The 25,704-nt window shown below is 61.1% G+C and carries 23 protein-coding genes; 8 read left to right on the forward strand and 15 right to left on the reverse strand.

What is annotated here, in order from left to right; genetic code table 11:
* Positions 1-6: 6 nt before the first annotated feature.
* Positions 7-1,782 (reverse strand): glyoxylate carboligase, encoded by a 1,776-nt coding sequence (gcl, locus tag AC5PZ0_RS00780; RefSeq protein ID WP_027592968.1) that lies wholly within the window; start codon positions 1,780-1,782, stop codon positions 7-9.
* Positions 1,783-2,039: 257 nt separating this feature from the next.
* On the opposite strand from gcl, the gene AC5PZ0_RS00785 reads away from it, so the two are divergent.
* The gene (locus tag AC5PZ0_RS00785) at positions 2,040-2,480 is read left to right on the forward strand and encodes a GlcG/HbpS family heme-binding protein (RefSeq protein ID WP_027592967.1); all 441 of its coding nucleotides are present in this window, start codon (positions 2,040-2,042) and stop codon (positions 2,478-2,480) included.
* Between the two features lie 113 nt (positions 2,481-2,593).
* Here the strand turns inward: AC5PZ0_RS00785 and AC5PZ0_RS00790 are convergent, their stop codons facing one another.
* The gene (locus AC5PZ0_RS00790) at positions 2,594-3,205 is read right to left on the reverse strand and encodes a TetR/AcrR family transcriptional regulator (RefSeq protein ID WP_099428678.1); all 612 of its coding nucleotides are present in this window, start codon (positions 3,203-3,205) and stop codon (positions 2,594-2,596) included.
* Positions 3,206-3,335: 130 nt separating this feature from the next.
* Between AC5PZ0_RS00790 and AC5PZ0_RS00795 the strand changes: the two genes are divergently transcribed.
* On the forward strand, positions 3,336-4,244 hold the full coding sequence (locus AC5PZ0_RS00795) for a DUF808 domain-containing protein (RefSeq protein WP_454243150.1): 909 nt from the start codon (positions 3,336-3,338) through the stop codon (positions 4,242-4,244).
* Here the strand turns inward: AC5PZ0_RS00795 and AC5PZ0_RS00800 are convergent.
* Positions 4,234-6,177 carry an LTA synthase family protein gene (locus AC5PZ0_RS00800; protein WP_493854109.1) on the reverse strand — a complete coding sequence of 648 codons (1,944 nt, stop codon included), beginning with the start codon at positions 6,175-6,177 and terminating at the stop codon, positions 4,234-4,236. The genes AC5PZ0_RS00795 and AC5PZ0_RS00800 overlap by 11 nt on opposite strands.
* A gap of 151 nt (positions 6,178-6,328) precedes the next feature.
* On the opposite strand from AC5PZ0_RS00800, the gene AC5PZ0_RS00805 reads away from it, so the two are divergent.
* A complete protein-coding gene (locus AC5PZ0_RS00805; protein WP_493854110.1) occupies positions 6,329-6,643 on the forward strand; it encodes a hypothetical protein in 315 nt (104 codons plus the stop codon).
* A gap of 65 nt (positions 6,644-6,708) precedes the next feature.
* Here the strand turns inward: AC5PZ0_RS00805 and AC5PZ0_RS00810 are convergent, their stop codons facing one another.
* The 7 genes from AC5PZ0_RS00810 to puuE form a co-directional block, all read right to left on the reverse strand.
* Entirely contained in the window at positions 6,709-7,491 is a 783-nt protein-coding gene (locus AC5PZ0_RS00810) for an outer membrane protein OmpK (protein ID WP_027592962.1), read from the reverse strand.
* A gap of 353 nt (positions 7,492-7,844) precedes the next feature.
* Entirely contained in the window at positions 7,845-8,630 is a 786-nt protein-coding gene (locus AC5PZ0_RS00815) for an outer membrane protein OmpK (RefSeq protein ID WP_085272528.1), read from the reverse strand.
* 143 nt (positions 8,631-8,773) lie between these two features.
* Positions 8,774-10,129 (reverse strand): nucleobase:cation symporter-2 family protein, encoded by a 1,356-nt coding sequence (locus AC5PZ0_RS00820; protein ID WP_027592960.1) that lies wholly within the window; start codon positions 10,127-10,129, stop codon positions 8,774-8,776.
* A 163-nt stretch (positions 10,130-10,292) separates the two neighbouring features.
* On the reverse strand, positions 10,293-11,609 hold the full coding sequence (locus tag AC5PZ0_RS00825; protein ID WP_099428683.1) for a urate hydroxylase PuuD: 1,317 nt from the start codon (positions 11,607-11,609) through the stop codon (positions 10,293-10,295).
* Between the two features lie 43 nt (positions 11,610-11,652).
* Entirely contained in the window at positions 11,653-12,156 is a 504-nt protein-coding gene (locus AC5PZ0_RS00830) for an ureidoglycolate lyase (RefSeq protein WP_027592958.1), read from the reverse strand.
* 49 nt (positions 12,157-12,205) lie between these two features.
* Positions 12,206-12,721: a 2-oxo-4-hydroxy-4-carboxy-5-ureidoimidazoline decarboxylase gene (gene uraD / locus AC5PZ0_RS00835; RefSeq protein ID WP_493854111.1), complete on the reverse strand. Its 516-nt coding sequence runs from the start codon at positions 12,719-12,721 to the stop codon at positions 12,206-12,208.
* Positions 12,721-13,647 (reverse strand): allantoinase PuuE, encoded by a 927-nt coding sequence (puuE, locus tag AC5PZ0_RS00840; protein ID WP_027592956.1) that lies wholly within the window; start codon positions 13,645-13,647, stop codon positions 12,721-12,723. The genes uraD and puuE overlap by 1 nt, the downstream gene beginning before the upstream one ends.
* Positions 13,648-14,022: 375 nt before the next feature.
* Here puuE and uraH point away from each other — a divergent pair, with 375 nt between their 5' ends.
* Both uraH and AC5PZ0_RS00850 read left to right on the forward strand, forming a co-directional pair.
* Positions 14,023-14,376 carry a hydroxyisourate hydrolase gene (gene uraH / locus AC5PZ0_RS00845; protein ID WP_264312247.1) on the forward strand — a complete coding sequence of 118 codons (354 nt, stop codon included), beginning with the start codon at positions 14,023-14,025 and terminating at the stop codon, positions 14,374-14,376.
* Positions 14,377-14,556: 180 nt separating this feature from the next.
* The gene (locus AC5PZ0_RS00850; RefSeq protein WP_493854112.1) at positions 14,557-15,273 is read left to right on the forward strand and encodes an RHS repeat-associated core domain-containing protein; all 717 of its coding nucleotides are present in this window, start codon (positions 14,557-14,559) and stop codon (positions 15,271-15,273) included.
* Between the two features lie 58 nt (positions 15,274-15,331).
* Here AC5PZ0_RS00850 and AC5PZ0_RS00855 read toward each other — a convergent pair whose 3' ends face one another.
* A complete protein-coding gene (locus tag AC5PZ0_RS00855; protein WP_493854113.1) occupies positions 15,332-16,681 on the reverse strand; it encodes an NCS2 family permease in 1,350 nt (449 codons plus the stop codon).
* A gap of 281 nt (positions 16,682-16,962) precedes the next feature.
* Here AC5PZ0_RS00855 and AC5PZ0_RS00860 point away from each other — a divergent pair, with 281 nt between their 5' ends.
* Both AC5PZ0_RS00860 and aqpZ read left to right on the forward strand, forming a co-directional pair.
* Complete coding sequence (locus AC5PZ0_RS00860) at positions 16,963-17,718, forward strand: GntR family transcriptional regulator (protein WP_027592953.1); 756 nt, start codon at positions 16,963-16,965, stop codon at positions 17,716-17,718.
* A gap of 236 nt (positions 17,719-17,954) precedes the next feature.
* Positions 17,955-18,653 carry an aquaporin Z gene (gene aqpZ / locus AC5PZ0_RS00865; protein ID WP_027592952.1) on the forward strand — a complete coding sequence of 233 codons (699 nt, stop codon included), beginning with the start codon at positions 17,955-17,957 and terminating at the stop codon, positions 18,651-18,653.
* Here aqpZ and guaD read toward each other — a convergent pair.
* From guaD to xdhA, 4 genes are all read right to left on the reverse strand, one after another.
* Complete coding sequence (gene guaD, locus AC5PZ0_RS00870; RefSeq protein ID WP_493854114.1) at positions 18,650-19,954, reverse strand: guanine deaminase; 1,305 nt, start codon at positions 19,952-19,954, stop codon at positions 18,650-18,652. The genes aqpZ and guaD overlap by 4 nt on opposite strands.
* A gap of 10 nt (positions 19,955-19,964) precedes the next feature.
* Complete coding sequence (xdhC, locus tag AC5PZ0_RS00875) at positions 19,965-20,810, reverse strand: xanthine dehydrogenase accessory protein XdhC (RefSeq protein ID WP_085272530.1); 846 nt, start codon at positions 20,808-20,810, stop codon at positions 19,965-19,967.
* Positions 20,811-20,930: 120 nt separating this feature from the next.
* The gene (gene xdhB, locus AC5PZ0_RS00880) at positions 20,931-23,330 is read right to left on the reverse strand and encodes a xanthine dehydrogenase molybdopterin binding subunit (protein ID WP_493854115.1); all 2,400 of its coding nucleotides are present in this window, start codon (positions 23,328-23,330) and stop codon (positions 20,931-20,933) included.
* Complete coding sequence (gene xdhA, locus AC5PZ0_RS00885; protein ID WP_493854116.1) at positions 23,323-24,777, reverse strand: xanthine dehydrogenase small subunit; 1,455 nt, start codon at positions 24,775-24,777, stop codon at positions 23,323-23,325. Before xdhA ends, xdhB begins: the two co-directional genes overlap by 8 nt.
* Positions 24,778-25,044: 267 nt before the next feature.
* Here xdhA and AC5PZ0_RS00890 point away from each other — a divergent pair, with 267 nt between their 5' ends.
* Entirely contained in the window at positions 25,045-25,704 is a 660-nt protein-coding gene (locus tag AC5PZ0_RS00890; RefSeq protein WP_027592947.1) for a GntR family transcriptional regulator, read from the forward strand.

The following is a 25,704-nucleotide window of genomic DNA, read 5'->3' on the forward strand; positions in this document are numbered from 1 at the left end:
AGGCGATCAGTCCAGCATCGAGATGGCGGTTGGCGCGTCGTTACCGACCAGGGCCAGGTCTTCGAACTCGTTGACCGCGTTGATCTCGGTGCCCATGGAAATGTTGGTCACACGCTCGAGAATCACTTCAACCACCACCGGCACGCGGAACTCTTCGGCCATCTTCTGCGCCTTGAGCAGGGCAGGGGCGATCTCGCCTGGCTCGAATACGCGGATGGCCTTGCAGCCCAGGCCTTCGACCACGGCGACGTGATCGACACCGTAGCTGGCGGCGTCGCTGGAGTTGATGTTCTCGAACGCCAGTTGTACACAGTAATCCATGTCGAAGCCACGCTGCGCCTGGCGGATCAGGCCGAGGTAGGCGTTGTTCACCAGCACGTGGACGTACGGCAGGTTGAACTGCGCGCCGACTGCCAGCTCTTCGATCATGAACTGGAAGTCATAGTCACCCGACAGGGCGACCACTTTGCGCGATGGGTCGGCCTTGACCACACCCAGTGCGGCAGGGATGGTCCAGCCCAGCGGGCCAGCCTGGCCGCAGTTGATCCAGTGACGTGGCTTGTACACGTGCAGGAACTGCGCGCCGGCGATCTGCGACAGGCCGATGGTGCTGACGTAGGTAGTGTCCTTGCCGAACACCTGGTTCATCTCTTCATACACGCGCTGCGGCTTGACCGGCACGTTGTCGAAGTGGGTCTTGCGCTGCAGGGTGGCCTTGCGCTCCTGGCAGTCTTCCAGCCAGGCCTTGCGGCACTTGAGCTTGCCAGCGGCTTTCCACTCGCGGGCCACTTCGAGGAACACATCCAGCGCCTTGCCAGCGTCCGACACGATACCCAGGTCTGGGGTGAATACGCGGCCGATCTGGGTCGGTTCGATGTCCACGTGCACGAACTTGCGGCCTTCGGTATAGACGTCGACGGAGCCGGTGTGGCGGTTGGCCCACCGGTTACCGATGCCGAACACCAGGTCGGATTTGAGCAGGGTGGCATTGCCGTAGCGGTGCGACGTCTGCAGGCCGACCATGCCGACCATCAGGGCGTGGTCGTCCGGGATGGTGCCCCAGCCCATCAGGGTCGGGATGACCGGTACACCGGTCAGCTCAGCGAACTCGACCAGCTTGTCGCTGGCGTCGGCGTTGATGATGCCGCCGCCTGCCACCAGCAGTGGGCGCTCGGCGTCATTGAGCATTGCCAGGGCTTTTTCGGCCTGTACACGGGTGGCGGATGGCTTGTTGACGGCCAGCGGCTCGTAGGCGTCGATGTCGAATTCGATTTCGGCCATCTGCACGTCGAACGGCAGGTCGATCAGCACAGGGCCTGGGCGGCCGGTGCGCATTTCATAGAAGGCCTTCTGGAACGCGTAAGGCACTTGGCCTGGCTCCAGCACGGTGGTCGCCCACTTGGTCACCGGCTTGACGATGCTGGTGATGTCGACGGCCTGGAAGTCTTCTTTGTGCAGGCGTGCACGCGGGGCCTGGCCAGTGATGCAGAGAATTGGGATGGAGTCGGCCGACGCACTGTACAGGCCGGTGACCATGTCGGTGCCGGCAGGGCCGGAAGTGCCGATGCACACGCCGATGTTGCCTGGGTTGGCACGGGTGTAGCCCTCGGCCATGTGCGAGGCACCTTCAACGTGGCGAGCGAGGACGTGATCGATGCCACCGACTTTTTTCAGGGCCGAGTACAGCGGGTTGATGGCAGCCCCTGGGATGCCGAACGCGGTATCTACACCTTCACGGCGCATGACCAGAACGGCTGCATCGATTGCTCTCATTTTGCTCATGGGTTGTGCCTCATCGATTTTGTAATTGTATACAACTTGCTGTGCGGCAGAGTGTATTCACGCCTGCCTGCTTAGGTCAATGGATTTTCATCGGGGAGAATGGCTTTCGTCGGAGCGCCCGTGAAAACGGCGTTCTGTCGGATCGAGTACGATCGTTTCAAAATATTGTATACAAAAATATCTTCTGTTGTGTTCTATTTGCGCTATTGGTTTTCAACTGCCCTTAGGGCTTCTCACAACAAGAAGAGGACCTTTTCATGAACGTTCTGAACCTGAAAGTCGCGGTAAGCCTGGTCAATGCTGCGCTGGCGGCAGGCCGCCAGATCAACGCTGCGCCGTTGACTGTGGCGGTGCTGGATGCGGGCGGGCACTTGCTGGCGCTGCAGCGCGAGGATGGCGCTAGCCTGATTCGGCCGGAAGTGGCCACCGGTAAGGCCTGGGGGGCGATTGCCCTAGGCAAGGGCTCACGCTTGTTGGCGCTGGATGCGCAGCAACGTCCGGCGTTTTTTGCCGCATTGAATGGGCTGGGGGAGCGGCCGGTGGTGCCGGCACCGGGTGGTGTGCTGATTCGTGATCAGGACGGCAAGGTGCTGGGTGCTGTGGGGATCAGCGGGGATACGTCGGATATCGACGAGCAATGCGCAATCAGTGCGATCGAGGCGGTTGGGTTGAAGGCGGATGCGGGGGTGGCTGCCTAAATCTCTAGTGGTTGTACTGGCCTATTCGCGGGCAAGCCCGCTCCTACACGTCACCGCAATGCTGGAAACTGCGGTGAACCTGTGGGAGCGGGCTTGCCCGCGAATGGGCCCTGTCAGGCCGCCTCAGGCTCACAGCCCTTGAGCACCAGCCGAATGATGGTCTCGGCCGCCGCGTCATAATCACTCTCGGCCAGCTTAGCCTTGCCCGTCACCGCCGAAATCTGCCAATCGAAATCGGCATAGGTCTGGGTCGCCGCCCAGATGCTGAACATCAGGTGATGCGCATCCACATTGGCGATCTGCCCGCGCTCGATCCAACCCTGGATGCACTCGATATTGTGCCGTGCCTGCTCGTTGAGCTGCTCGACCTGGTTGGGCGACAAATGCGGCGCACCGTGCATGATCTCGCTGGCAAACACCTTGGAGGCATGCGGCAAATCGCGGGAAATGCGGATTTTCGAGCGAATGTAGGCACTCAGCACTTCTTTAGGGTCACCGTCAGCATTGAATGGCGTCGAGGCCTGCATGATCGGCGCGATGATGCTCTCCAGGACCTCGCGGTAGAGGTTGTCCTTGGATTTGAAGTAGTAATACACGTTCGGCTTGGGCAGGCCGGCCTTGGCCGCGATATCGCTGGTCTTGGTGGCGGCGAAGCCCTTGTCGGCGAATTCCTCGCTGGCCGCGCGCAGGATCAGTTCCTTGTTGCGCTCGCGAATGGTGCTCATTGTCAGGGATCTTCCTCGTGTCTGGCCACCTCTAAGAGGGATCGGGCATGTTAGCACCGCGGCTGAAGGGCGCTCAAGGCAGCGACTTTCGGCTAGACTCCGGCACATTCATTTCACGGGAAACAGGCACATGGCAGGAAGCAGTCTACTGGTACTGATCGACGATATCGCCACGGTACTCGACGACGTGTCGTTGATGACCAAGGTCGCGGCGAAAAAGACGGCCGGCGTGCTGGGGGACGATTTGGCGCTCAATGCCCAGCAGGTAACCGGCGTGCGCGCGGAACGCGAAATCCCGGTGGTCTGGGCGGTGGCCAAAGGCTCGTTCGTCAACAAGGCGATCCTTGTGCCGGCAGCGTTGCTGATCAGCGCCTTCATCCCGTGGGCGGTGACGCCGTTGCTGATGGTCGGTGGCGCGTACCTGTGCTACGAGGGGTTCGAGAAGCTGGCGCACAAGTTCTTGCACAGCAAGGAAGAGGACAGCGCCCAGCATGAGGCCCGCAAGGAGGCCGTGGCCGACGCCAGTGTCGACCTGGTCGCCTACGAGAAGGCCAAGATCAAGGGTGCGGTGCGCACCGACTTCATCCTGTCGGCCGAGATCATTGCCATCACCTTGGGGATCGTGGCGGATTCGCCGCTGCCCCAGCAGATCATCGTGCTGTCGGGCATCGCCGTCGTCATGACGGTTGGCGTTTACGGGCTGGTGGGCGGCATCGTCAAGCTCGATGACCTGGGCCTGTGGATGACCCAGAAAGCATCCAAATTATCCCAGGCGGTCGGCAACGGCATCCTGCGCGCCGCGCCCTACATGATGAAGAGCCTGTCGGTGATCGGGACGGCGGCGATGTTTTTGGTCGGCGGCGGGATTCTGGTGCATGGCATCGCGCCCCTGCATCATGCCATCGAGGCCTTCAGCGTGGGGCGCGGTGGTGGGCTGACCGTGGCCTTGCTCAACGGCGTGTCCGGTGTCGTGGCCGGGGCCGTGGTGCTGGCGGTGGTCAGCGGCGTAACGAAGGTGTGGCGCGCCGTCAGGGGCTGACGACCACGCCGTTTTCCTCCGGCTTCCAGGCCAGCAGGCCCTTGCTGAAGCCGTAGGCGGCGCTCTGGTAGTAGGCAATGGCCCGGCGTACCAGCGGGTTGTCGTTGCCCACCGTGCTTTCATGGCTGTTGCCCAAGGCGTTTTCATGCACGCGCATGCCACCGCGTGGGCTGAGGATGGCCAGGTTTTTGCCGTCGAACAGGCCCAGGTGCTGGTAGTTGCCGATCAGTACGCGAGGTGGCAGTGCATCTTCCTTTAGCAGGTCGCGGCCGAAAAAGGTCGAGGTGTAGTCAAGGTTGAGCAGGCCGAGCACGGTCGGCGCCAGGTCGATCTGGCTGGCCAGCTTGGCGTCCTCTTGGGGCGCGATGAGCTTGGGTGCATAGATCCACAACGGGATCTGGTAATTGCTCACCGGCAGGTCTTCCACGCCAGCGCTGCCAGCGGTGTGGTCGGCGACGAAGATGAACAGCGTGTTGTCGAACCACGGCTTGTGCTTGGCCGCCTGCAGGAACTGCGCGATGGCATGGTCGGTGTACTTCACCGCACCTTCACGGCCATCACCGGATGGAATGTCGATGCGGCCTTCCGGGTAGGTGTAGGGGCGATGGTTGGACGTGGTCATCAGTTGCAGGAAGAACGGCTGCTGCTTGGCATGGTCAGCGTCGGCCAGCTTCAGGGTTTGCCGATACAGGTCTTCATCAGCCATGCCCCAGGCGTTCTTGAAGCTGATTTCGCTTTCATCGATGCTGCTCTGGTCGACGATTCGATAGCCATTGCCACTGAAGAACGCGTTCATGTTGTCGAAGTAGCCGCGCCCACCGTAGACGAACACGGCATCGTAGCCCCTGGCCGTCAACTGCTGGCCGAGGCTGGCATAGCCGCTTTCGCGACCGATGCGCTTGACGATCGAGCGCCCCGGGGTTGGCGGAATCGACAGGGTGATGGCTTCCAGGCCGCGGTCGGTGCGGGTGCCGGTGGCGTAGAAATTGTTGAAGTACAGGCTCTCGCGGCGCAAGGCGTCGAGGTTGGGCGTGAGGTTGCGCGCGTCGCCGTTGCTGCCCATGTATTTGGCGCTGAAGCTTTCGAGGGTCACCAGGATGATGTTCGGGGTGCGCTGTGGGCCATGGACGCTGATGTGGCGGCGAATGTCCTGTGGCTCCTGGCCCTGGAAGCGGACGTCGGGTTCGGCCAGCTCCTGATGCATGTGCGCGCCGACGTCAGCTGCGTCGAGGCTGGCATAGAACTGCGTGTAGTCCAGTTCATTGTTACGGAAGGCGGCGAAGAACTGATACGGGCCGTTGCTGGCCAGCTCGCGCTGGTAGGCGTTGCCGCCTTGGCCGCGCGGAAACTGCTGATCGATTACCACGCCATTCAGGCCAGCCAGCGCGGCCAGCAGGGCAATGCCCAGCACGCGTTGACGCATGCTCGCGGCGGGGGCGGCCAGGGCCTGGGCCAGTGGTTTGCGCAGCAGCACTGCCAGCACCACTGCGACCAACGCGATGGTGCTGAGCAGCGTGGGCAAGGGGTAGGATTCGCGGATGTTGTCCAGTACTTCCTTGGAGTAGACCAGGTAGTCGACGGCGATGAAGTTGAAGCGCACACCGAATTCGTCCCAGAACAGCCATTCCGACACTGCGACGAACAGCATCACGAACAGGCTGACCACCAGCAGCCCGTTCAGCAGCCCACGATGGGCGCGCGTACGCCACAGCGAGGTCGGGCAAAGCGCCAGGCATACGCCGATCGGCAGGGCAGCATAGACAAGAAAACTCAGGTCGTAGATTGCCCCGTCAAAAAACAATGAGAAGTAATTACCACTGACTTCATCCAGGTGGGTTACCAGCAATACCAACCGCGTCAGTAGGAAAATGCCGAACCAGAGTGAGCAAAGTAGTACCAAGTAGCGCCAAGGGGCGGCGAGGGTAGTGCGCATCAAATAGCCCTGTTGTCTTTTTTAGTTGTGCAGAGGGCGGCAGGTTAGATCAGCGTTTGCAAAAAAAATGTCAAAATTTTGCGGTGCGCACATGGAATGTCAGAATTATAGTTAGGCACTGTCGCTAACAGACTTGATGGGAGGTGTGCACATGTTCGGCAATGTATTGACCTACGACGCCTATCACTTGGCGTTGTATCTGATCACGGCGATTGCCTGGGTGAGTCTGGGCTTTGGCTTCCTGCTGCGTGGGATAGACGTTCAGGCGCTCTACAAGGGCTGCGCGATGTTCGGTGTGGCGCTGACCATCAGTGTGGTGATGCTGGTGGTGGATATCATGCAGATGCTTGAGCACCATCAGGTGGAAATGGCATTGGTGATAGTTGGCATGGTACTGCCGGCTGGGGTTATTCTGACCTACAAGGCAAGTTATTTGTTAGGTAGGTTTTCTACTAAAAGCTTGTAAGAACTTTCTTGAAACTTAGTGCGTGACAGCGTTGCCGGTTAGCAACGCTGTCACGTTTCAGCGGTTTAGAAGTGTACTTTTACCAAGAAGCTCGCCGTGTTTTGGTCAGTGGTAAAGGCATCGGAATCCTTGATGCCGTACTTGTTCTTCCAGTAATCGTATTCAAAACCGACATACAGTTGCTTCTCACCCAGATGCAATGCTTTGCCCAGGTCATATTTGACCTGTGGGTTGAAGTGCAGGTTGGCTTGGTAGGTGCCGCGACGGTTCTCGTCGTTGTCCACGACCCAATCCATGAAGCCGTCGATGAGGATGTCGGACGAGCCGACTGGAATGGTGTAGGACCAGACCGGGGTAATCTGCCAAACGTTGTCACCCGCGCGGCTGCCGTCGGTGGTGCGCTGGTAGAAGTTCAGCTGGAAGTAGTCGAAGCCTGGGATGTCCAGGTCGAAGCCCGGGCCGATCAGGTAGGACTCGGTATCACCCTCGCCGAACTCGTAGGTCATTGCCAGCAGCACGTCCTTGACCGGGCCGAACGCCAGCTTCTGGTCGAAGATCTTGCCAAACGACAGGCGCGGGCTGATTTCACCGTAGTAGGTGTTGGGGCCGTTACCCGCGTCTTTCTTGCCTTGGTAGAAGATCTTGTCGACGAAAATGAAGTTGTCGCCGTACTTCCAGCCATCGGCGTGCTCGAAGGTCACGGTTTGCTGGATCTCGGGGTTGACCTTGAAGTTCTTGCCCCACAGGTAGGTGAGGCTGTTGTTCTGCCACTGCAGCAGGTCGCCGCCGAAGGTGGTGCCGCAGGCCAGCAGGCCGCCGGCGAGGATCAGGCTGTTGATGGTACGCATTGCGAGTGTCGCTCCCTTGATTGATCTGTTGTCAGCGCTCGGTGTTGGCGCTGTTTTTGTCTTTTGAGTCAGCTTTTTTCGATAGGCCACAGCTGTTTGGCAAGAGCTGAGCCAACTTTTCCGGGCTGGCACAACCTTCCTGCTCGACTTCGTTCTGAACGGATGAAAAGGGTCTTTCAGGCTGGCAACACGTTGGCCAACCGCCCGTATTCATTGACTGAGCGGTCAGTAAACGCAGGCAGAATCCGTTCTGCCCTGATCGAGGGGGCGCGCAGATTACTGGCTTGCGCGCCGGTCCTCAAGTGCTCCGTCCTGGAGCGGTGTGAATCAAACTTGTGCGTTTGGTCAGGTTATTAGAAATGGACTTTGATCAGGGCGCTTGCAACGCTCTGGTTGCTGTCCACATTGCCGCGGCTGTCGATGCCGTATTTGTCCTTCCAGTAGCTGTATTCAAAGCCTACGTACAACTGCTTGGCACCCAGGTTCAAGGCCTTGCCCAGGTCGTACTTGACCTGCGGGTTGAACTGCAAGTTGGCGTGGTAGGTGCCACGGCGGGTCTGGTCGTTGTCCACGACCCAGTCCATGTAGCCGTCGATGAGGATGTCGGACCTGCCCACGGGAATGGTGTACGACCAGGCCGGGGTGATCTGCCATACGTTGTCGCCGGGGCGGCTGCCCTCGGTGTTGCGCACGTAGAAGTTCAAGGTGAAGTAGTTGAAGCCGGGGACGGCCAGGTCGAAGCCGGGGCCGATCAGGTAAGCCTCGTTGTCGCCTTCGCCACGCTCGTAGGTCATGGCGATGAGCACGTCTTTGATCGGGCCGAATTCGAATTTATGGCCGGTCATCTTGCCAAGCGACAGGCGTGGGCTGAACTCACCGTAGTAGGTGGTCACGCCTTTGCTGCGGTCGGCCTTGCCGTTGTAGAAAATCTTGTCGACGAACATGAAGGTGTCGCCGTACTTCCATTTGTTGGCGTGCTCGAACGTGATGGTCTGCTGAATATCAGGGTTGACCTTGAAGTCCTTGCCGTACAGGTAGCTCAGGCTTTCGCCATGCCATTGCAGCCATTCGCCTGCATGCGAGGGGAGGGTGGCCAGCAGGCTGCTGCCCAATAACAGGGACGTGGTGATGCGCTTCATGTCGTGATTCCCGGACTTATTGTTTTTGTTGGCGGTTTTTTTAGCGCGCAGGGGCGCCCCGAGCGGCCCATTCCGGCGGGCCGACGGTGTAGCGGTTACTGCGGGTGTGAGTCAGGGGCGGCCATTGCGCCGCCCCGTCTGGCTCAGTGCTGGTGACAGGCGTCGTTATGCGCCGCGCGGTCGGCACCCCCGAGGATGTTGAACAGCACGTTCAACACCAGGGCGCTGACCGTGGCCATGGCGATGCCACTGTGGGTGATCGGTTCCATCCACTGCGGCATCTGTGCGAAGAACTCCGGGCGTACCACGGGGATCAGCCCGAAACCGACACTCACCGCAACCAGCAGCTGGTTGCGACGGTCGCCGATGTCTGCTTCCTGAAGGATCTTGATCCCGGTGGCGGTGACCATGCCGAACATGGCGATGGACGCGCCGCCCAGTACCGCAGGCGGGATCGAAGCTATCAGGAAGGCCGCCTTGGGCAGCAGGCTGAGCAGGATCAACAGCGCGCCGGCCACCACGGTGACGTAGCGGCAGCGTACCCCGGTCATCTGCACCAGGCCGATGTTCTGGGCGAACGAGGAGTGCGTGAAGGTGTTGAAGAAGCCCGCGACAAACGACGCGCCGGCATCGCACAGCAGGCCGCGACGCAGCATGCCAGGCGTTACTTCACGATCGGTCACCTTGCCCAGGGCGAGGAACATGCCCGTGGACTCGACGAAGATGATCACCACCACCAGACACATCGACAGGATCGGTGCCAGGCTGAAGGTCGGCATGCCGAAGTGCAGTGGGGTAACCACTTGCAGCCACGGTGCGTCTTTCAGGCCGGTCAGGTCGACCATGCCGATGGAGCCGGCCAGGATGTAACCCAGGCCCATGCCCACCAACACCGAAACGTTGACCCAAAAGCCACGCATGAAGCGGTTGATGAGCAGGATCACGGCCAGTACCAGGCCTGCGACCATCAGGTAGATGGGCGAGCCGAAGGCTTCTGCCTCATGGCCGCCACCGGCCCAGTTGACCGCGACCGGGAACAGCGACAGGCCGATCGAGGTAATGACGGTACCGGTGACCAGCGGTGGGAAGAAACGGACGACCTTGGACATGAACGGCGCGATCAGCATGCCGAAGAACCCGGCGGCGATGGTCGCGCCGAAGATCCCCTGCAGGCCGACGCCGGGCATGCCAGCCATGGCCACCATGCTGCCGACGGCAGCGAAGCTGGCGCCCATCATCACGGGCATGCGGATGCCCACCGGGCCGATACCGAACGACTGGATGATGGTGGCGACGCCTGCGACCAGCAGGTCGGCGTTGATCAGGAAGGCGACTTCTTCACGGGACAATCCGGCGGCTTGGCCAATGATCAAAGGCACGGCAATCGCGCCTCCGTACATCAACAGCACATGTTGCAGGCCTACCAGGATCAGTTGGAACAGGGGCAGAGGCTGACGCGGCGGCGCAACGGGAATGTACGCCTTGCGTGACTCGGACATGCAGCACCTCGAGTTTTGTTTTTATTCTCGGATCCAAGCGCCAGGCTGCAGGCCTGGGCGCTCGATGCTTGCTGGTTGCGTATTGCCTTGAAACAGAGGCCGGACAGGCCGGCCTCTTCGCGGGTAAACCCGCTCCCACCGGGAGCGGTGTGTGCCCGATGGGTCAGTTGACCGGGGCGCCTTTGGCGATCCAGTCACCGACGAGCTTGCGCTCTTCGGTGGTCATCTGGGTGATGTTGCCCAGCGGCATGATCTGGCTGGCGACCGCTTGCGCCTGGATGCGCGCGGCTTGGGCCTGGATCTGCTGCGGGGTGTCGAACATCACGCCGGCAGGGGCGGCGCTGAACAGTGGGCTGGTCGGCTTGGACGAGTGGCACACGGTGCAGCGTTCCTGGATGACATTGTGGATCTTGTCGAAGCTGTCGCCGCTTGCCTGGGCAGTGGCTTGCGCCGGTGCCGCAGGGGCTTCGGCGGGCTTGCTGGCCTCCTCGGCGCGCAGCTCGGCAGCCGTCTTGCCGCCGACGGCGGTGGCGGGCAGCGGCTGGTACTCGATCTTCGCGGCTGCTTGCTCAGGGCTGACGGCCATCGGCTTGGGGCCGGTGACGTAGGCCAGGCAGATCATCGCCAGGGCGCCGACGGGCAGGGTCCAGGCGTACTTGCTGCTGTCATGGCGGGTGTTGAAGTAGTGACGGATCAATACCGCCGCCACTGCAATGCCGGCCAGGATCAGCCAGTTGTACTGGCTACCGTAGGTGCTCGGGAAGTGGTTGCTGATCATGATGAACAGCACCGGCAGGGTGAAGTAGTTGTTGTGACGCGAACGCAGCAGGCCTTTGGCCGGCAGGCGTGGGTCAGGCGTGGTGTTGTTCTCGATCGCTGCCACCAGCTGGCGCTGGGCCGGCATGATGATGCGGAACACGTTGCCGACCATGATGGTGCCGATGATCGCGCCGGTGTGCAGGTATGCGCCACGGCCGCTGAATACCAGGCTGAAGCCCCAGCACGCAGCGATGATCAGCACGAACAGCACGCCACCCAGCAATGCCGGGCGCTTGCCCAGCGGCGAGTCGCAGAGCAGGTCGTAGATGAACCAGCCGGCCACCAGCGAACCGATACCAATGGCCACGCCCTCGGCACCGCTCAGGGTGCTGCCAGGGGCCAGCAGGTACAGGGTCGGGTTCCAGTAGAACACCACGCACAGCAAGGCGATACCGGACATCCAAGTGAAGTAGGCTTCCCATTTGAACCAGTGCAGGTTCTCGGGCATTTTCGGGGGTGCCAGCTTGTACTTTTCAAGGTGGTAGATACCACCGCCGTGGATGGCCCAAAGGTCACCCGACAGCCCGTCACGCGGATTGCTCCGGTTCAGGTTGTTTTCCAGCCAGACGAAGTAGAACGATGCACCGATCCAGGCGACACCGGTGATCATGTGAACCCAGCGAATGCTCAGGTTCAGCCATTCGTGAAGGTGTGCTTCCACAGTATGTACCTCTGCCGATCACCTTACGATGATCGACCTTTTCTTATTGGTGGGGATTGAGGATCAGCATCTGTTCCTCGGTGAAGTAATGCTCATCGCAGTTGTTGCCAGAACCACTGCGATCAACCACCAGGAAATCATCCCGCTTTTCGATCGTAAGCACCGGGTGGTGCCAAACGCCGCGATGGTAATTGATGCCCTGCCTGCCGTTACTGCGGAAGGCGCGGACCAAGCCTGATACAGGTGCATCGCCAACGGGCGCGACCACGATCAGAAAGGGGTTGCCGAGCAGCGGGATGAAAGCCTGGCTGCCCAGCGGATGGCGTTCCAGCATGCGTACGGTCAGCGGCATGTCCAGCGCGTCGGCGCGGAAGATGCTGATGATCGCTTTGTCTTCAGGCTCGGCGGTTTCGACCGTGGCGAGCTTGTGAAAGCGCATGGTCGAGCCGTTGTTGATCATGAAGTGGTCGCTGCCATCGGTTTCGATCACGTCACCGAAGGGGGCGAAGGCTTCTTTGGTCAGGGGCTCGATCATCAGGGTGCGCATGCGGTTATCTCTTCTATTGTTCGTTTTCTGAATGAGGTTCGGCTGTTGCTTACAGCTGCAGCAGACGGAACAGGGCGATCAGGTTGATCTGCGCCAGGGCTTCCTTGAATTCGGCATCCGCGTCGTTGTGGATGCGTTTCTCGAAAGCGGCGAGGATCTGGTGCCGGTTGCTGCCCTTCACGGCCATGATGAAGGGGAACTGGAACTTGGCCTTGTAGGCGTCGTTGAGTTCGGTGAAACGGGCGAACTCTTCGGCGGTGCACTGGTGGATACCGGCGCCGGCCTGCTCGTTGGTGCTCGATTCGGTCAGCTCGCCCTGGATGGAGGCTTTGCCGGCCAGGTCCGGGTGAGCGTTGATCAGCGCCAGCTGGTCGGCGTGGTTGGCGCTGAGCAGGATGTCGCTCATGCGCTGGTGCAGGACTTCGATCTCGTCCAGCTCGCTCAGGTTGCCCAGGCCATAGGCTTTTTCAGCGACCCACGGCGAGTGCTCGTAGATGTCGGCGAAGGCGGCGACGAAGGCGTCGCGGCCCAGGGTCGATGGCGTGAGGGTCTTGAAAGCGGTCATCAGGCGTTCTCTTTCTTGTACGGGTGGGTGGTGTGCCAGTGGCGGGCGATGTCCGCGCGACGGGCGAACCAGACCTGGTCATGGCTCTTGGCGTAGTCGACGAAGCGCTTGAGCGCGGCCAGGCGCGCCGGGCGGCCGACCAGCCGGCAGTGCAGGCCGATGGAGAGCATCTTCGGCGCTTCGGCGCCTTCGGCGTACAGCACATCGAAGGCGTCCTTGAGGTACTGGAAGAACTGCTCGCCGCAGTTGAAGCCTTGTACCTGGGTGAAGCGCATGTCGTTGGTGTCCAGGGTGTAGGGGATCACCAGGTGCGGCTTGCCGGTGGGGTTGTTCGGCTCCCAGTAGGGCAGGTCGTCGTCGTAGGTGTCGCTGTCATAGAGGAAACCACCTTCCTCCATCACCAGACGGCGGGTATTCGGGCCGGTGCGGCCGGTGTACCAGCCCACAGGGCGCTCGCCGGTCAGCTCGGTGAGGATGCGGATGGCTTCGAGCATGTGCTCGCGCTCTTGGGCCTCGTCCATGTTCTGGTAGTCGATCCAGCGGTAGCCGTGGCTGCAGATCTCGTGGCCGGCTTCGACCATGGCGCGGATCACATCCGGGTGGCGCTGGGCGGCCATGGCCACAGCGAACACGGTCAGCGGTACGCCGCTGTCCTTGAACAGCTTGAGCAGGCGCCACACGCCGGCACGGCTACCGTACTCGTACAGCGACTCCATGCTCATGTTGCGTTGGCCCTGCAACGGCTGGGCGGCGACCATCTCGGACAGGAAGGCTTCGGACTCTTTGTCACCGTGCAGGATGTTGCGCTCGCCACCTTCTTCGTAATTGAGGACGAAAGACAGGGCAATGCGGGCGTTGCCCGGCCATTGCGGGTGAGGTGGGTTGTTGCCGTAACCGATCAGGTCGCGAGGATAGTCAGCGCTCACTGCAGTCTTCCTTCTTGTGTGTTAGTGCGGGGTGGGCGGGCCGCGTCGGTATGTCGCACCACCGGATGGGCTGATTGTATACAACTTCTGAAATCTTTTGTAAGCCTGTTTTTCCGCATTTCTTCCCTTTTGTCGCCTGAGAATCCCTTGCAATAAACCTGCCTGATTGGTCAGCTAATGGCGTTGGCCTCGGCACGGTGCCTGTATTTGCGACTGTTGGCGGGTTTGCCTGGGCCGCGACGGACGGGTTCAAAAAATTGTGTACAATTTGGCGATGGAATGTCTTAATAACGTCATTCCCGCACATCGCAGGCCGGTTGGCGTGATGATGGCCGTGTATTTTTTGCCCACAGATTGAACAAGAGGCGACAAGCAATGGGACGTTTGACCACACACGTACTGGATGCCGCGCATGGCTGCCCGGGCAGCTCGATCAAGGTCGAGTTGTACCGTGTCGAAGGCCAACAGCTGGAGCTGGTGAACACCGCCCTGACCAACAGCGATGGCCGTGTTGATGCGCCGTTGCTGCAGGGTGACGATTACCGCACGGGCGTTTACCAGTTGCAGTTCAGCGCTGGCGATTACTACCGCGCTCGCGGTGTGCAACTGCCGGCCCAGGCGTTTTTGGATGTTGTCGTGCTGCGCTTTGGCATCGATGAGCAGCAGGATCACTACCACGTGCCGCTGCTGATCTCGCCGTACAGCTATTCGACCTATCGCGGAAGCTAGTTGGTCGCTAGAAGAATCTTCGTAGGTCCTTTGGCCCGCTCTCACACTGGCGGGCTTTTTTTCGTCTGGTGTTTTTACACGTTGAGCTGGCATCAACCCCGCTTACTGATATTTTTGTCAGTTGTCTCTTCTGGATGTGTCTGAAATGATCAAATGACAATCCACACTGGAGCGTCAGGCATGATGATTTCAAAAAATGCATATGCACCTTATGGCTACCGTCTGCCCAATCATTACACTCTGGGCTTCAATGGTGAATGCCTGGATCCGGTCACTGGATTTTATAATTTGGGTAATGGTTATCGTGGGTATAATCACGTTTTGATGCGCTTTAATAGCCCAGATAGTTTGAGCCCATTCGCCGAGGGTGGTTTTAATGCATATGCCTACTGTCAAGGGGATCCTGTGAATTTCCTTGACCCAAGCGGCCATCTCATAGTGAGTCTAGTGAAAATGGCAGCTAGGCGACCTTTGCTTTCGTTAGTGCAGCCTATAGTTAAAGAAGTGATAGCGAACGAGACTCCGATTGGTCTGTTTAGTAGGAAGCTTGGCTGGCATGGTACGAATATTTCGAATCTAAAATCTTTAGAAAATGGTCTACAGCCAGGGCATTCGAAGGAGGGCAGGCAATTGCAAGGGGCGGGATTTTATTTTGCGCCCGACATTTGGGAGGCCGCGCCGTATGCTCAAGAGCATGCCCCTAACGGAGCAATATTTGTGGTGTTAATACGCAAGGATGTTAGGTTGATTCCCGGTCTGGGCTATACAACAGATGAGCGAGGTAGGGTGCTGCTCAAGAAAACGGCATTTAATGTTGTTAGGGTGCAAGAGACTGTTCCAGAAAATGCGACGTCAGTAAAACTCCCCCCGGCGCCCTATAAGTTGTGGGAAAAGTAATAATACCCTGATCCCAAAACGAGGAGGGCGCCGAAGCGCCCTCTATTGAAGTGTAGGGTCAGAGAAATACAAACTTAGCTATGAAAATCGCGCAAAGTACCCACAGGCTGGCCGAGATTTCCTTGTACTTGCCAGTCCCCGCCTTCAGTGCCACATAGGTAATGAACCCCAGGGCAATACCGTCCGCGACCGAGAAGGTCAGCGGCATCATGATCACCGTGACGATCGCCGGAATGCTGTCGGTGGCTTCGTCCCAGTGGATGTGCGCCATGCTGCCCATCATCAGCATCGCTACATAGATCAGCGCACCGGCAGTGGCATAGGCAGGAATCATCCCCGCCAGCGGCGCGAAGAACATCGCGGCGAGGAACAGCAGGCCGACCACGACGGCAGTCAGGCCCGTACGGCCACCCGCCGCAACCCCCGCAGCACTTTCCACATAGCTGGTCACTGGCGGTACGCCGACCACGGCACCGAACACGCTCGATGCACTGTCGGCCTTCAACGCCCGCGACAGGTTTTCGATGCGGCCATCCGCCGCCACCAGGTTGGCACGTTGCGCCACGCCCATCAGGGTGCCGGCGGTGTCGAACATGTGCACGAACAGGAACGCCAGCACCACGCTGATCATGCTGACGTTGAACACGCCGGCCACGTCCATCGCCATCCAGGTCGGTGCCAGGCTCGGCGGCATCGACATCACCCCGCCAAATTTCACCAAGCCCAGGCCCCAGCCAGCCAGGGTGACGCCGATGATGCTGATTAGGATCGCGCCGAACACCCGCTTGTAGCTGAGGATGGCAATCGACAGGAAGCACACCGCCGCCAGCAGTGGGCCGGGTTCATGCAGCGAACCGAGCTTGATCAGCGTGGCCGGGCTGTCGACGATGATGCCTGCAGTCTTGAGGCCGATCAGCCCGAGAAACAATCCGACGCCGGCCCCCATTGCATGGCGCAGGCTCAGCGGGATGCTGTTGAGCAGCCACTCGCGCACTTTTGACAAGGTCAGGAACATGAACAGCACACCCGAGACGAACACCGCGCCCAGTGCCGTTTCCCAGTTGTAGCCCATGGTGCCGACCACGGTGTAGGTGAAGAACGCATTCAGGCCCATGCCTGGCGCCAGGCCCACCGGCCAGTTGGCGTACAGGCCCATCAGCAGGCAGCCCAGCGCGGCGGCGATGCAGGTGGCGACGAACGCCGCGCCGTGGTCGATGCCGGCGTCAGCCATGATGTTGGGGTTGACGAAGATGATGTAGGCCATGGTGATGAAGGTGGTCACCCCGGCGATCATTTCGGTTTTGACAGTGCTGCCATGTTGCTTGAGTTTGAAAATCCGCTCCAACCAGCTCGTTTCGAGCGGTGGGGCGAGATCCAGCGTAGGGGCTTCGGATTTGCGGCTTTCCACAGCGGGTACTCCTCAAGTCTTTCTTGTTGTTTTGGAGCCATTGTCCTGCGCTTGCACTTGGCGGCTCCGCGAGGGAAGGCAGACGCCTGACCGTTTTGTTGACTTATGGGTCAGGAAGTTGCACGGTGGATTATGCTTTTGTGTACAAAGAAAGCAAATAATGTTTTATCTTTTGTGTGCGCAATGCGCAGTACAACGGCTATATAGGTAAAAGGCCACCTGCAGAAACGGCTCAGCCTGTGTACAATGGCGCCATACTTTCCTTCGTGCCTCGAGAGCCCATGAACGAACAGCTGCAACCTCTGAAAAAACCTGTGCGCGCTGGCAAGGCCGGGCGCAGCGGTACCCAGGACGACATCGTCTACGCGCATATTTTCGAGGCGATCCTCGAACAGCGTCTGGCGCCGGGCACCAAGTTGAGCGAGGAAGCGCTGGGCGAGATCTTTGGCGTCAGCCGCACCATCATCCGTCGCGCCTTGTCGCGCCTGGCCCACGAAAGTGTGGTGCTGCTGCGGCCCAACCGCGGTGCGGTGGTGGCCAGCCCGACGGTGGAAGAGGCACGCCAAGTATTCTTCTCGCGGCGCATGGTTGAACGCGCCATCACCGAACTGGCCGTGCAGCACGCTACCCTTGAGCAGCTCAACGAGCTGCGTCAGATGGTGCGTGAGGAGCGTGACAGCTTCTCCCGTGGTGACCGCGGCGCGGGCATCCGCCTGTCTGGCGAATTCCACTTGAAGCTGGCCGAGGCGGCGGGTAATGCGCCGCTGGTCAGTTTCCAGCGCAGCCTGGTGTCGCAGACCTCGCTGATCATTGCCCAGTACGAAAGCGGCAACCGCTCGCATTGCTCGTACGACGAGCATATGCAGCTGATCGATGCCATCGAGGCGCGTGACGCCGAGCAGGCGGTAAGCCTGATGATGCATCACATGGACCACATCGACAGCAAGCTGAACCTGGACGAAGAAAGTGCCTCGGACGATCTGCATGCGGTGTTTTCGCATCTGTTGAAAAAGCCCAAGGTTGCTGCCAAGGGTTGATCGTTTGCTTGTATGAACTAGGGGGCCGCTTCGCGCCCCATTCGCAGCACAAGGCTGCTGCTACAGGGGTTACGCAATCCTTTGTAGGAGCAGCCTTGTGCTGCGAATGGGGCGCAACGCGGCCCCTGGTCGTTACTGGCCATAAACCAAACGTCTGCTAAATTCTTGTGAGCAAACCTTCATCAAGCAGTTGGGCTTGCGCATTCGTTGCGTTCAACTTCTTGAGGAAAGGGTTCATGAGCATGTCCCTCGGTACACGCATGGGGGCCGAACTGATCGGCACCTTCTGGCTGGTCCTCGGTGGCTGCGGCAGTGCGGTAATCGCAGCCAGTTCCCCGCTTGGCATCGGCGTTCTCGGTGTCGCCTTCGCGTTTGGCCTCACTGTCCTGACCATGGCGTTCGCCATCGGTCACATCTCTGGCTGTCATCTCAACCCCGCCGTGTCGTTCGGGCTGGTGGTGGGCGGGCGCTTCCCCGCCAAAGAACTGCTGCCCTACGTCATCGCCCAGGTGATTGGCGCAATCCTTGCGGCAGCGGTGATCTATTTCATCGCCAGCGGCAAGGCCGGTTTCGAGCTGTCGTCGGGGTTGGCGTCGAACGGCTACGCCGATCATTCGCCCGGCGGCTATTCGCTGGGGGCGGGGTTTGTCAGTGAGGTGGTGATGACGGCGATGTTCCTGGTGGTGATCATGGGGGCCACCGATGCCCGCGCCCCGGCAGGCTTTGCGCCGATTGCCATCGGCCTGGCCCTGACCCTGATCCACCTGATCTCGATCCCGGTGACCAACACCTCGGTCAACCCCGCGCGTAGCACGGGGCCGGCACTGTTCGTAGGTGGTTGGGCCCTGCAGCAGCTGTGGCTGTTCTGGCTGGCGCCGCTGATCGGGGCAGCGATCGGCGGCGCGTTGTACCGGGGCCTGGCGAAAGAGCCTTAGCGCTGGTGCACGCAACGCCCAGCGGCGTAGGTTTCGCGCACAGTGCGGTCATCGCCCAGGGTGGTGAGCACGAACAAGGTCTCTTCGATGCTGTTGGACTGCTGAATACGGTAGTCCAACAGCGGCGTGGCCTTGTAGTCGAGCACCACGAAATCGGCATCGTTACCGGCGCGCAGGCTACCGATGCGGTCGTCCAAGCGCAGTGCGCGGGCGCCGCCGAGGGTGGCCAGGTACAGCGACTTGTACGGGTGCAGGCGTGCGCCCTGCAGTTGCATGACCTTGTACGCCTCGTTCAGCGTGTTGAGCAGCGAGAAGCTGGTGCCGGCGCCCACGTCGGTGCCCAGGCCAACGTTGACCTTGAAGCGCTCGGCCTGCGGCAGGTTGAACAAACCGCTGCCCAGGAACAGGTTGGAGGTCGGGCAGAAGGCCACGGCCGAGCCGGTTTCGGCCAGGCGCTGGCACTCGTCGTCGCACAGGTGCACGCCGTGGGCGAACACCGAGCGCTCACCCAGCAGCTCGAAGTGGTCATAGACGTCCAGGTAGCCTTTCTGCTCGGGGAACAGCGACTTGACCCAGTCGATTTCCTTGAGGTTCTCCGACAGGTGCGTGTGCAGGTACACGCCCGGGTGCTCCTTGAGCAGTTGGCCGGCCAGGGTCAGTTGCGCTGGGGTGCTGGTCGGTGCGAAGCGCGGGGTGACCGCATAGTGCAGGCGGCCCTTGCCGTGCCAGCGCTCGATCAGTGCCTTGCTTTCGGTGTAACCAGACTCGGCCGTGTCGGTCAGGTAATCAGGGGCATTGCGGTCCATCATCACCTTGCCGGCGATCATCCGCAGGTCGAGGCGTTCGGCTTCTTCGAACAGGGCGTTGACTGACTCCGGGTGCACGCTGCCGAATACCAGGGCTGTGGTGGTGCCGTTGCGCAGCAGTTCCTTGAGGAAGATTTTCGCGACCTGGTCGGCGTGGCCTTTGTCGGCGAACTGTTTCTCGCACGGGAAGGTGTAGGTGTTGAGCCAGTCCAGCAGCTGTTCGCCGTAGGAGCCGATCATGCCGGTCTGTGGGAAGTGAATATGGGTATCAATGAAGCCCGGGGTGATCAGGGCATCCTGGTAATGCACCACGTCGATACCGGCATCCAGGGTCGGCAGCAGCTCGCTGGCGTGGCCGATGGCGCTGATGCGGCCATCGGCGACCACCAGCAGGCCGTCTTCGTAGTATTCATGGGAGGCCTCCAGGCCGACCTCGGCCGGGTCGGCGATGCTGTGCAGGATGGCGGCACGGTAGGCTTTGCGGGTTGCGGTCATAAAGCGCTCGTCAAATGGCTTGGCTGCGCCGGGAAGGCGGCAGCAACTGGGCAATGGGGCCGGCGTTGGCGGCAGCGTCATGCTGGCCGAAGCAGGCGTTGTAGGTGGCAATGATTTCCGCGGCGATGGACACGGCGATCTCGATCGGCAGCTTGCCCTTGACCTCTGCAATGCCCATCGGGCAGCGCATGCGGGCCATGACGGCAGCGTCGTAGCCGCGCTCGCGCAGGCGGTGCTCGAACTTGGCCCGTTTGGTCTTCGAGCCGATCAGGCCGAACCAGGTGAAATCGTTGCGCTTGAGAATGGCGGCGGTCAGTTCCAGGTCGAGCTGGTGGTTATGGGTCATGACGATGCAATAGCAACCGGCTGGCAGCTCGGCCACTTCATCGACCGGCTCCTCGTTGACCACCTTGGTCACCCCAGGGGGGATGAGCTCGGGGAATTCCTGTTCGCGCGAATCGATCCAGCGCACCCGGCAGGGCAGCGCGGCGAGCAAGGGTACCAGAGCGCGGCCGACATGGCCCGCACCGAACACCGCGATCTGCGCCTGCACTGCGGCCATCGGTTCGAACAGCAGCACGGTGACGCCGCCGCAGCACTGGCCGAGGCTGGCGCCGAGGCTGAAGCGCTCCAGGTGCGGGGTGGTGCGTTGTGCTTCGAGCATCTGCCGGGCGATGTGCAGGGCCTTGTATTCCAGGTGGCCGCCGCCGATGGTGTCGAACAGCGCGGTGGCACTGACGACCATTTTCGAGCCGGCGTTGCGCGGGGTAGAGCCGCGTTCCTCGATGATGGTGACCAGTACGCAGGGTTCGCCACGGGACTGGTGATCGGCGAGGGCGTTGATCCATTGGTGCATGATTCAACCTCTCTTGAAGGCTGACATTGTCCTTGTGGGAGCGGGCTTGCCCCGCGAATGCGGCAGTGGCCACACCCTCGTATTCGCGGGGCAAGCCCGCTCCCACAGGGTTACGCGATGTCAGTGAGTCACGGTTTCCAGTTCTTGTTCGGCAGATTGTTGCTGAGCCACTTCCTTGCGCATCTGCTCACAGCCCCACAACACGCGCTCCGGGGTCGCCGGTGCGTCGATGTTCGGCTGCACGCGGTAGTCGGCCAAGCTCGCCACGGCGTCCTTGATCGCACACCAGGCGGCGATGCCGAGCATGAACGGCGGCTCGCCCACGGCCTTGGAATGGAACACCGTGTCCTCCGGGTTCTTGCGGTTTTCCACCAGCTTCACACGCATGTCCAGCGGCATGTCGGCTACTGCCGGGATCTTGTAGCTGGCCGGGCCGTTGGTCATCAGTTTGCCCTTGGCATTCCACACCAGTTCCTCGGTGGTCAGCCAACCCATGCCCTGGATGAAGCCGCCTTCGACCTGGCCGATGTCGATGGCCGGGTTTAGCGAGTCGCCCACGTCATGCAGGATGTCGGCGCGCAGCATCTTGTACTCGCCGGTCAGCGTGTCGACGATCACTTCCACGCAGGCCGCGCCAAAGGCGAAGTAGTAGAAAGGCCGGCCGCGGGCCTGGCTGCGGTCGTAGAAGATTTTCGGCGTGCGGTAGAAGCCGGTGCTCGACAGCGACACCTGGGCGAAGTACGCCTGCTGCACCAGTTGCTCGAAGCTGACGATCTGGTCGCGCACGCGCACATGGCCATTGCGGAACTCGACGTCCTCCTCGGTCACCTGATAGTGCCGCGCGGCGAATTCGGTCAGGCGCTTCTTGAGGATCTCGGCGGCGTTTTGCGCTGCCTTGCCGTTCAGGTCGGCGCCGCTGGAGGCCGCGGTAGGCGAGGTGTTGGGCACCTTGTCAGTGTTGGTGGCGGTGATCTGGATACGGTCGAAATCGACCTGGAAGATCTGCGCGACCACCTGGGCGACTTTGGTATTCAGGCCCTGGCCCATCTCGGTGCCGCCGTGGTTCAGGTGGATGCTGCCGTCGGTGTAGATGTGGATCAGCGCCCCCGCCTGGTTGAGGAAGGTGGCGGTGAACGAGATGCCGAACTTGACCGGGGTCAGCGCCAGGCCCTTCTTGAGGATCGGGCTGTTGGCATTGAACCGGCGGATCGACTCACGGCGTTCGGCGTAATCGCTGCTGGCTTCGAGGTCGGCGGTCATCTCGTCGAGCATGTTGTGCTCGACGGTCTGGTAGTAGTGGGTGACGTTGCGCTCGGTCTTGCCGTAATAGTTGGCTTTGCGCACGGCCAGCGGGTCACGGCCCAGGTGGCGGGCGATGTGGTCCATCACCTGTTCGATGGCGACCATGCCCTGTGGGCCGCCGAAGCCGCGGTAGGCGGTGTTGGAGGCGGTGTTGGTCTTGCAGCGGTGGCCATGCACGGTGGCATCGCCCAGGTAATAGGCGTTGTCGGAGTGGAACATGGCGCGGTCGACGATCGAGCCGGACAGGTCGGGCGAGTAGCCGCAGTTGCCGGCCAGGTCGAAGTTGATGCCGTGCAGGCGGCCGTTGTCATCGAAGCCGACGTCGTACTCGACATAAAACGGGTGACGCTTGCCGGTCATGGTCATGTCTTCGACGCGCGGCAGGCGCATCTTGGTCGGCTGGCCGGTCAGGCGCGCAATTACCGCGCACAGGCAGGCCGGGCTGGCGGCCTGGGTTTCTTTGCCGCCAAAACCACCACCCATGCGGCGCATGTCGAGGATGACCTTGTTCATCGGCACGTCCAGCACCTCGGCCACCAGCTTCTGCACTTCGGTGGGGTTTTGCGTGGAGCAGTAGACAATCATGCCGCCGTCCTCGGTGGGCATCACCGAAGAAATCTGCGTCTCCAGGTAGAAGTGCTCCTGGCCACCGATGTGCAAGGTACCTTGCAGGCGGTGCGGAGCACTGGCCAAGGCCGCGGCCGAGTCGCCGCGTTGGTGGGTGTGGCTGTCGAGCACGAAGTGCTTCTTGCGCAACGCTTCGACCACATCCAGTACCGGCTCCAGGTCTTCGTACTCCACGATGGCCGCCATAGCGGCGCGGCGGGCGGTTTCCAGGTCATGGGCGGCCACGGCGAGCACCGGTTGACCAAAGAACTCGACCTTGTCGATGGCCAGCAGCGGGTCACCGGCTACGACTGGGCCGATGTCCTTCAGGCCCGGGATGTCTTCGTGGGTGATGGCGATGCGCACGCCTTCGAAGGCATAGCACGGCGTAGTGTCGATGCGCAGGATGCGCGCATGGGCACGGTCGGCGGTGCGCGCATAGACGTGCAACTGGTTGGGGAATTCGAGGCGGTCATCGATGTACACCGCTTCGCCGGCCACGTGCTTGTCGGCGCTGTCGTGCTTGACGCTGCGGCCGACCCCGGTGGTCAGGTCCTGGCTGAACAGTTCGGCCATCTCGGCCTGGCTCTTGGCTACGTGATGGTTAGACATAAGCGGTCACCCGGGTTTCGATGTGCGGCGTTTGCTGTTCGATGAAGTACTTGCGCAGCAGATTCTGTGCTGTCAGCAGGCGGTATTCCTTGCTGGCGCGGAAGTCGCTGAGCGGGGTGAAGTCTTCGGCCAGGGCCTGGCAGGCGCGCTCGATGTTGGCCTGGTTCCATGGCTTGCCGCGCAGGGCTGCTTCGCAGGCGCGGGCGCGTTTGGGGATCGCGGCCATGCCACCGAAGGCGATACGCACACCGCTGACCACGCCGTTCTCGATGCTCAGGTTGAACGCTGCGCACACGGCAGAGATGTCGTCATCCAGGCGCTTGGACACTTTATAGGCGCGGAAGGCCCAATCCTCACTGGCGCGCGGCACGATGATCTTCTCGATGAACTCGCTGTCCTGGCGCGCGGTGATGCGGTAGTCGATGAAGTAGTCCTCCAGCGCCAGGGTGCGCTGGCGTTCGCCTTGACGCAGCACCACCTGGGCATCCAGGGCGATCAGCAGGGGCGGCGAGTCTCCAATCGGCGACGCGTTGCCGATATTGCCGCCCAGGGTGCCCTGGTTGCGGATCTGCAGCGAGGCGAAGCGGTGCAGCAGGTCGCCGAAATCAGGGTACTCGGCGTTGAGCGCCTCGTAGCAGTCAGTGAGCGGGGTGCCTGCGCCGATTTCCAGGTGGCTGGTGGTTTTGTCGATGCGCTTGAGCTCGGCCACATGGCCGACATAGATCATCACCGGCAGGGTCTTGTGGAACTGGGTCACTTCCAGCGCCAGGTCGGTACCACCGGCCAGCAGACGTGCTTCGGGGTGCGAGCTGTACAGGTCGGCCAGGTCGGCCACGGTCAGCGGCACCAGGCAGCGTTTGTCGCCGCTGTTGAGCTCGCCGGTCTGGGTTGGCGCAATGGCCTTGAGGCGGCTGATGGTTTGGGCTTGCTGGGCGTCGAACTGATCGCGGCAAGGCTGGCGGCAGCTTTGCTCGGCGGCATCGAGGATCGGCCGGTAGCCGGTGCAGCGGCACAGGTTGCCGGCCAAGGCTTCCTGGGCCTGATGCACGTCGGCGCCTTGGCTGTTTTTCTGCAGCGCGAACAGCGACATGACAAAGCCTGGGGTGCAGAAGCCGCATTGCGAGCCATGGCAGTCGGCCATGGCTTTTTGCACGCTGTGCAGTTCACCCTGGTGCTTGAGGCCTTCGACGCTGATCAACTGCTTGCCGTGCAGTGACGAAACGAACGTCAGGCACGCGTTGAGGCTACGGTAGCGCAGGGTATCCAGGCCTTGGTCGTCCTGGGTCAATTCACCGACCACCACGGTGCACGCACCGCAGTCACCGCTGGCGCAGCCTTCCTTGGTGCCGGGTTTGCCCAGGTGCTCGCGCAGGTATTGCAGCACCGTCATGTTCGGGTCCAGGGCGTGCTCATTACGCAGCTCCTGGTTGACGAGAAACTGGATCACGGGGATGGCCTCGCAATGGTTTTATTGTTGTTGGGCGGACAATAAGCAGACCTGACGAACTGGTCAATATTTTTCTGACTCAAAGGTCAGGAAAATGCGTATGTCTACACCCGGCCGAACACATTGCCCATATCACAAGCATAGATCGCGCCGTGCAGGCAGCTGCCTGGCAGGCCAAATAAAGCGCAAGGTCCCTCTGCGCGAGTGCGGGTCAAGTACGCTACAATCCGCCCCTTGTGCCCAGTTCAATGATTTTGAAGGAAAACCATGACGTTCAAGGCCCCGGACAGCCTCTCCGAGCAGATTGCCGATTACCTGGCCGAACGCATTATTCGCGGCGAGCTGGCGCCGGGCGAGCGCATTCAGGAGCAGAAGGTTACCCAGGCGCTGAATGTCAGCCGCGGCTCGGTGCGTGAAGCGCTGTTGATCCTCGAACGTCGCCACCTGGTAGCGATCTTGCCGCGTCGCGGTGCGCATGTGACCAAGCTGGACGAGCGCAGTGTGCGCAGCCTGTGCAACTTGATGGGTGAGTTCTACATCCTGCTGGGCAACGCCGTTGCACAAAAATGGCGCCTGGAGGCCGACTTGCGCCCGTTTCTGGAGATCCAGCAGCGCTTGCAGCATGCCCGCGATCAGCAAGACATCAAGGCCTTCGTCGCTGAAAGCTTCGCCGTCATGCGTGCTGCCTATCCGTTCGCCGACAACCCGTACCTGCAGGAAACCGTCGAAAACCTGCAGCCGGCCATGAGCCGCGCCTACTACCTGGCCCTGGACCAACGCCAGGCCAGCACGGACGACTACCTGGAGCTGTTCGCGCGCCTGCTCGAGGCGGTGGTCGCCCGCGACCTGCCGCGCATTCGCGAGGTGCTCACCGCCTATTGCCAGCGCAGCTGTGAGCTGGTGCTGGCGGCGTTGGCCCGGGCCTGA

Source organism: Pseudomonas sp. 5.2 (assembly GCF_059025405.1).

Excerpts from the sequence above, each read along its gene's own strand:
- AC5PZ0_RS00850 (WP_493854112.1), top strand. The coding sequence starts at position 14,557 with ATGATGATTTCAAAAAATGCATATGCACCTTATGGCTACCGTCTGCCC.
- AC5PZ0_RS00830 (WP_027592958.1), bottom strand. The coding sequence starts at position 12,156 with ATGCGCACCCTGATGATCGAGCCCCTGACCAAAGAAGCCTTCGCCCCC.
- AC5PZ0_RS00815 (WP_085272528.1), bottom strand. The coding sequence starts at position 8,630 with ATGAAGCGCATCACCACGTCCCTGTTATTGGGCAGCAGCCTGCTGGCC.
- AC5PZ0_RS00805 (WP_493854110.1), top strand. The coding sequence starts at position 6,329 with ATGTTCGGCAATGTATTGACCTACGACGCCTATCACTTGGCGTTGTAT.
- AC5PZ0_RS00790 (WP_099428678.1), bottom strand. The coding sequence starts at position 3,205 with ATGAGCACCATTCGCGAGCGCAACAAGGAACTGATCCTGCGCGCGGCC.
- AC5PZ0_RS00810 (WP_027592962.1), bottom strand. The coding sequence starts at position 7,491 with ATGCGTACCATCAACAGCCTGATCCTCGCCGGCGGCCTGCTGGCCTGC.
- xdhB (WP_493854115.1), bottom strand. The coding sequence starts at position 23,330 with ATGTCTAACCATCACGTAGCCAAGAGCCAGGCCGAGATGGCCGAACTG.
- aqpZ (WP_027592952.1), top strand. The coding sequence starts at position 17,955 with ATGAGCATGTCCCTCGGTACACGCATGGGGGCCGAACTGATCGGCACC.
- AC5PZ0_RS00890 (WP_027592947.1), top strand. The coding sequence starts at position 25,045 with ATGACGTTCAAGGCCCCGGACAGCCTCTCCGAGCAGATTGCCGATTAC.
- uraH (WP_264312247.1), top strand. The coding sequence starts at position 14,023 with ATGGGACGTTTGACCACACACGTACTGGATGCCGCGCATGGCTGCCCG.
- AC5PZ0_RS00860 (WP_027592953.1), top strand. The coding sequence starts at position 16,963 with ATGAACGAACAGCTGCAACCTCTGAAAAAACCTGTGCGCGCTGGCAAG.
- xdhC (WP_085272530.1), bottom strand. The coding sequence starts at position 20,810 with ATGCACCAATGGATCAACGCCCTCGCCGATCACCAGTCCCGTGGCGAA.
- uraD (WP_493854111.1), bottom strand. The coding sequence starts at position 12,721 with ATGACCGCTTTCAAGACCCTCACGCCATCGACCCTGGGCCGCGACGCC.
- AC5PZ0_RS00820 (WP_027592960.1), bottom strand. The coding sequence starts at position 10,129 with ATGTCCGAGTCACGCAAGGCGTACATTCCCGTTGCGCCGCCGCGTCAG.
- AC5PZ0_RS00785 (WP_027592967.1), top strand. The coding sequence starts at position 2,040 with ATGAACGTTCTGAACCTGAAAGTCGCGGTAAGCCTGGTCAATGCTGCG.
- AC5PZ0_RS00795 (WP_454243150.1), top strand. The coding sequence starts at position 3,336 with ATGGCAGGAAGCAGTCTACTGGTACTGATCGACGATATCGCCACGGTA.
- AC5PZ0_RS00800 (WP_493854109.1), bottom strand. The coding sequence starts at position 6,177 with ATGCGCACTACCCTCGCCGCCCCTTGGCGCTACTTGGTACTACTTTGC.
- gcl (WP_027592968.1), bottom strand. The coding sequence starts at position 1,782 with ATGAGCAAAATGAGAGCAATCGATGCAGCCGTTCTGGTCATGCGCCGT.
- guaD (WP_493854114.1), bottom strand. The coding sequence starts at position 19,954 with ATGACCGCAACCCGCAAAGCCTACCGTGCCGCCATCCTGCACAGCATC.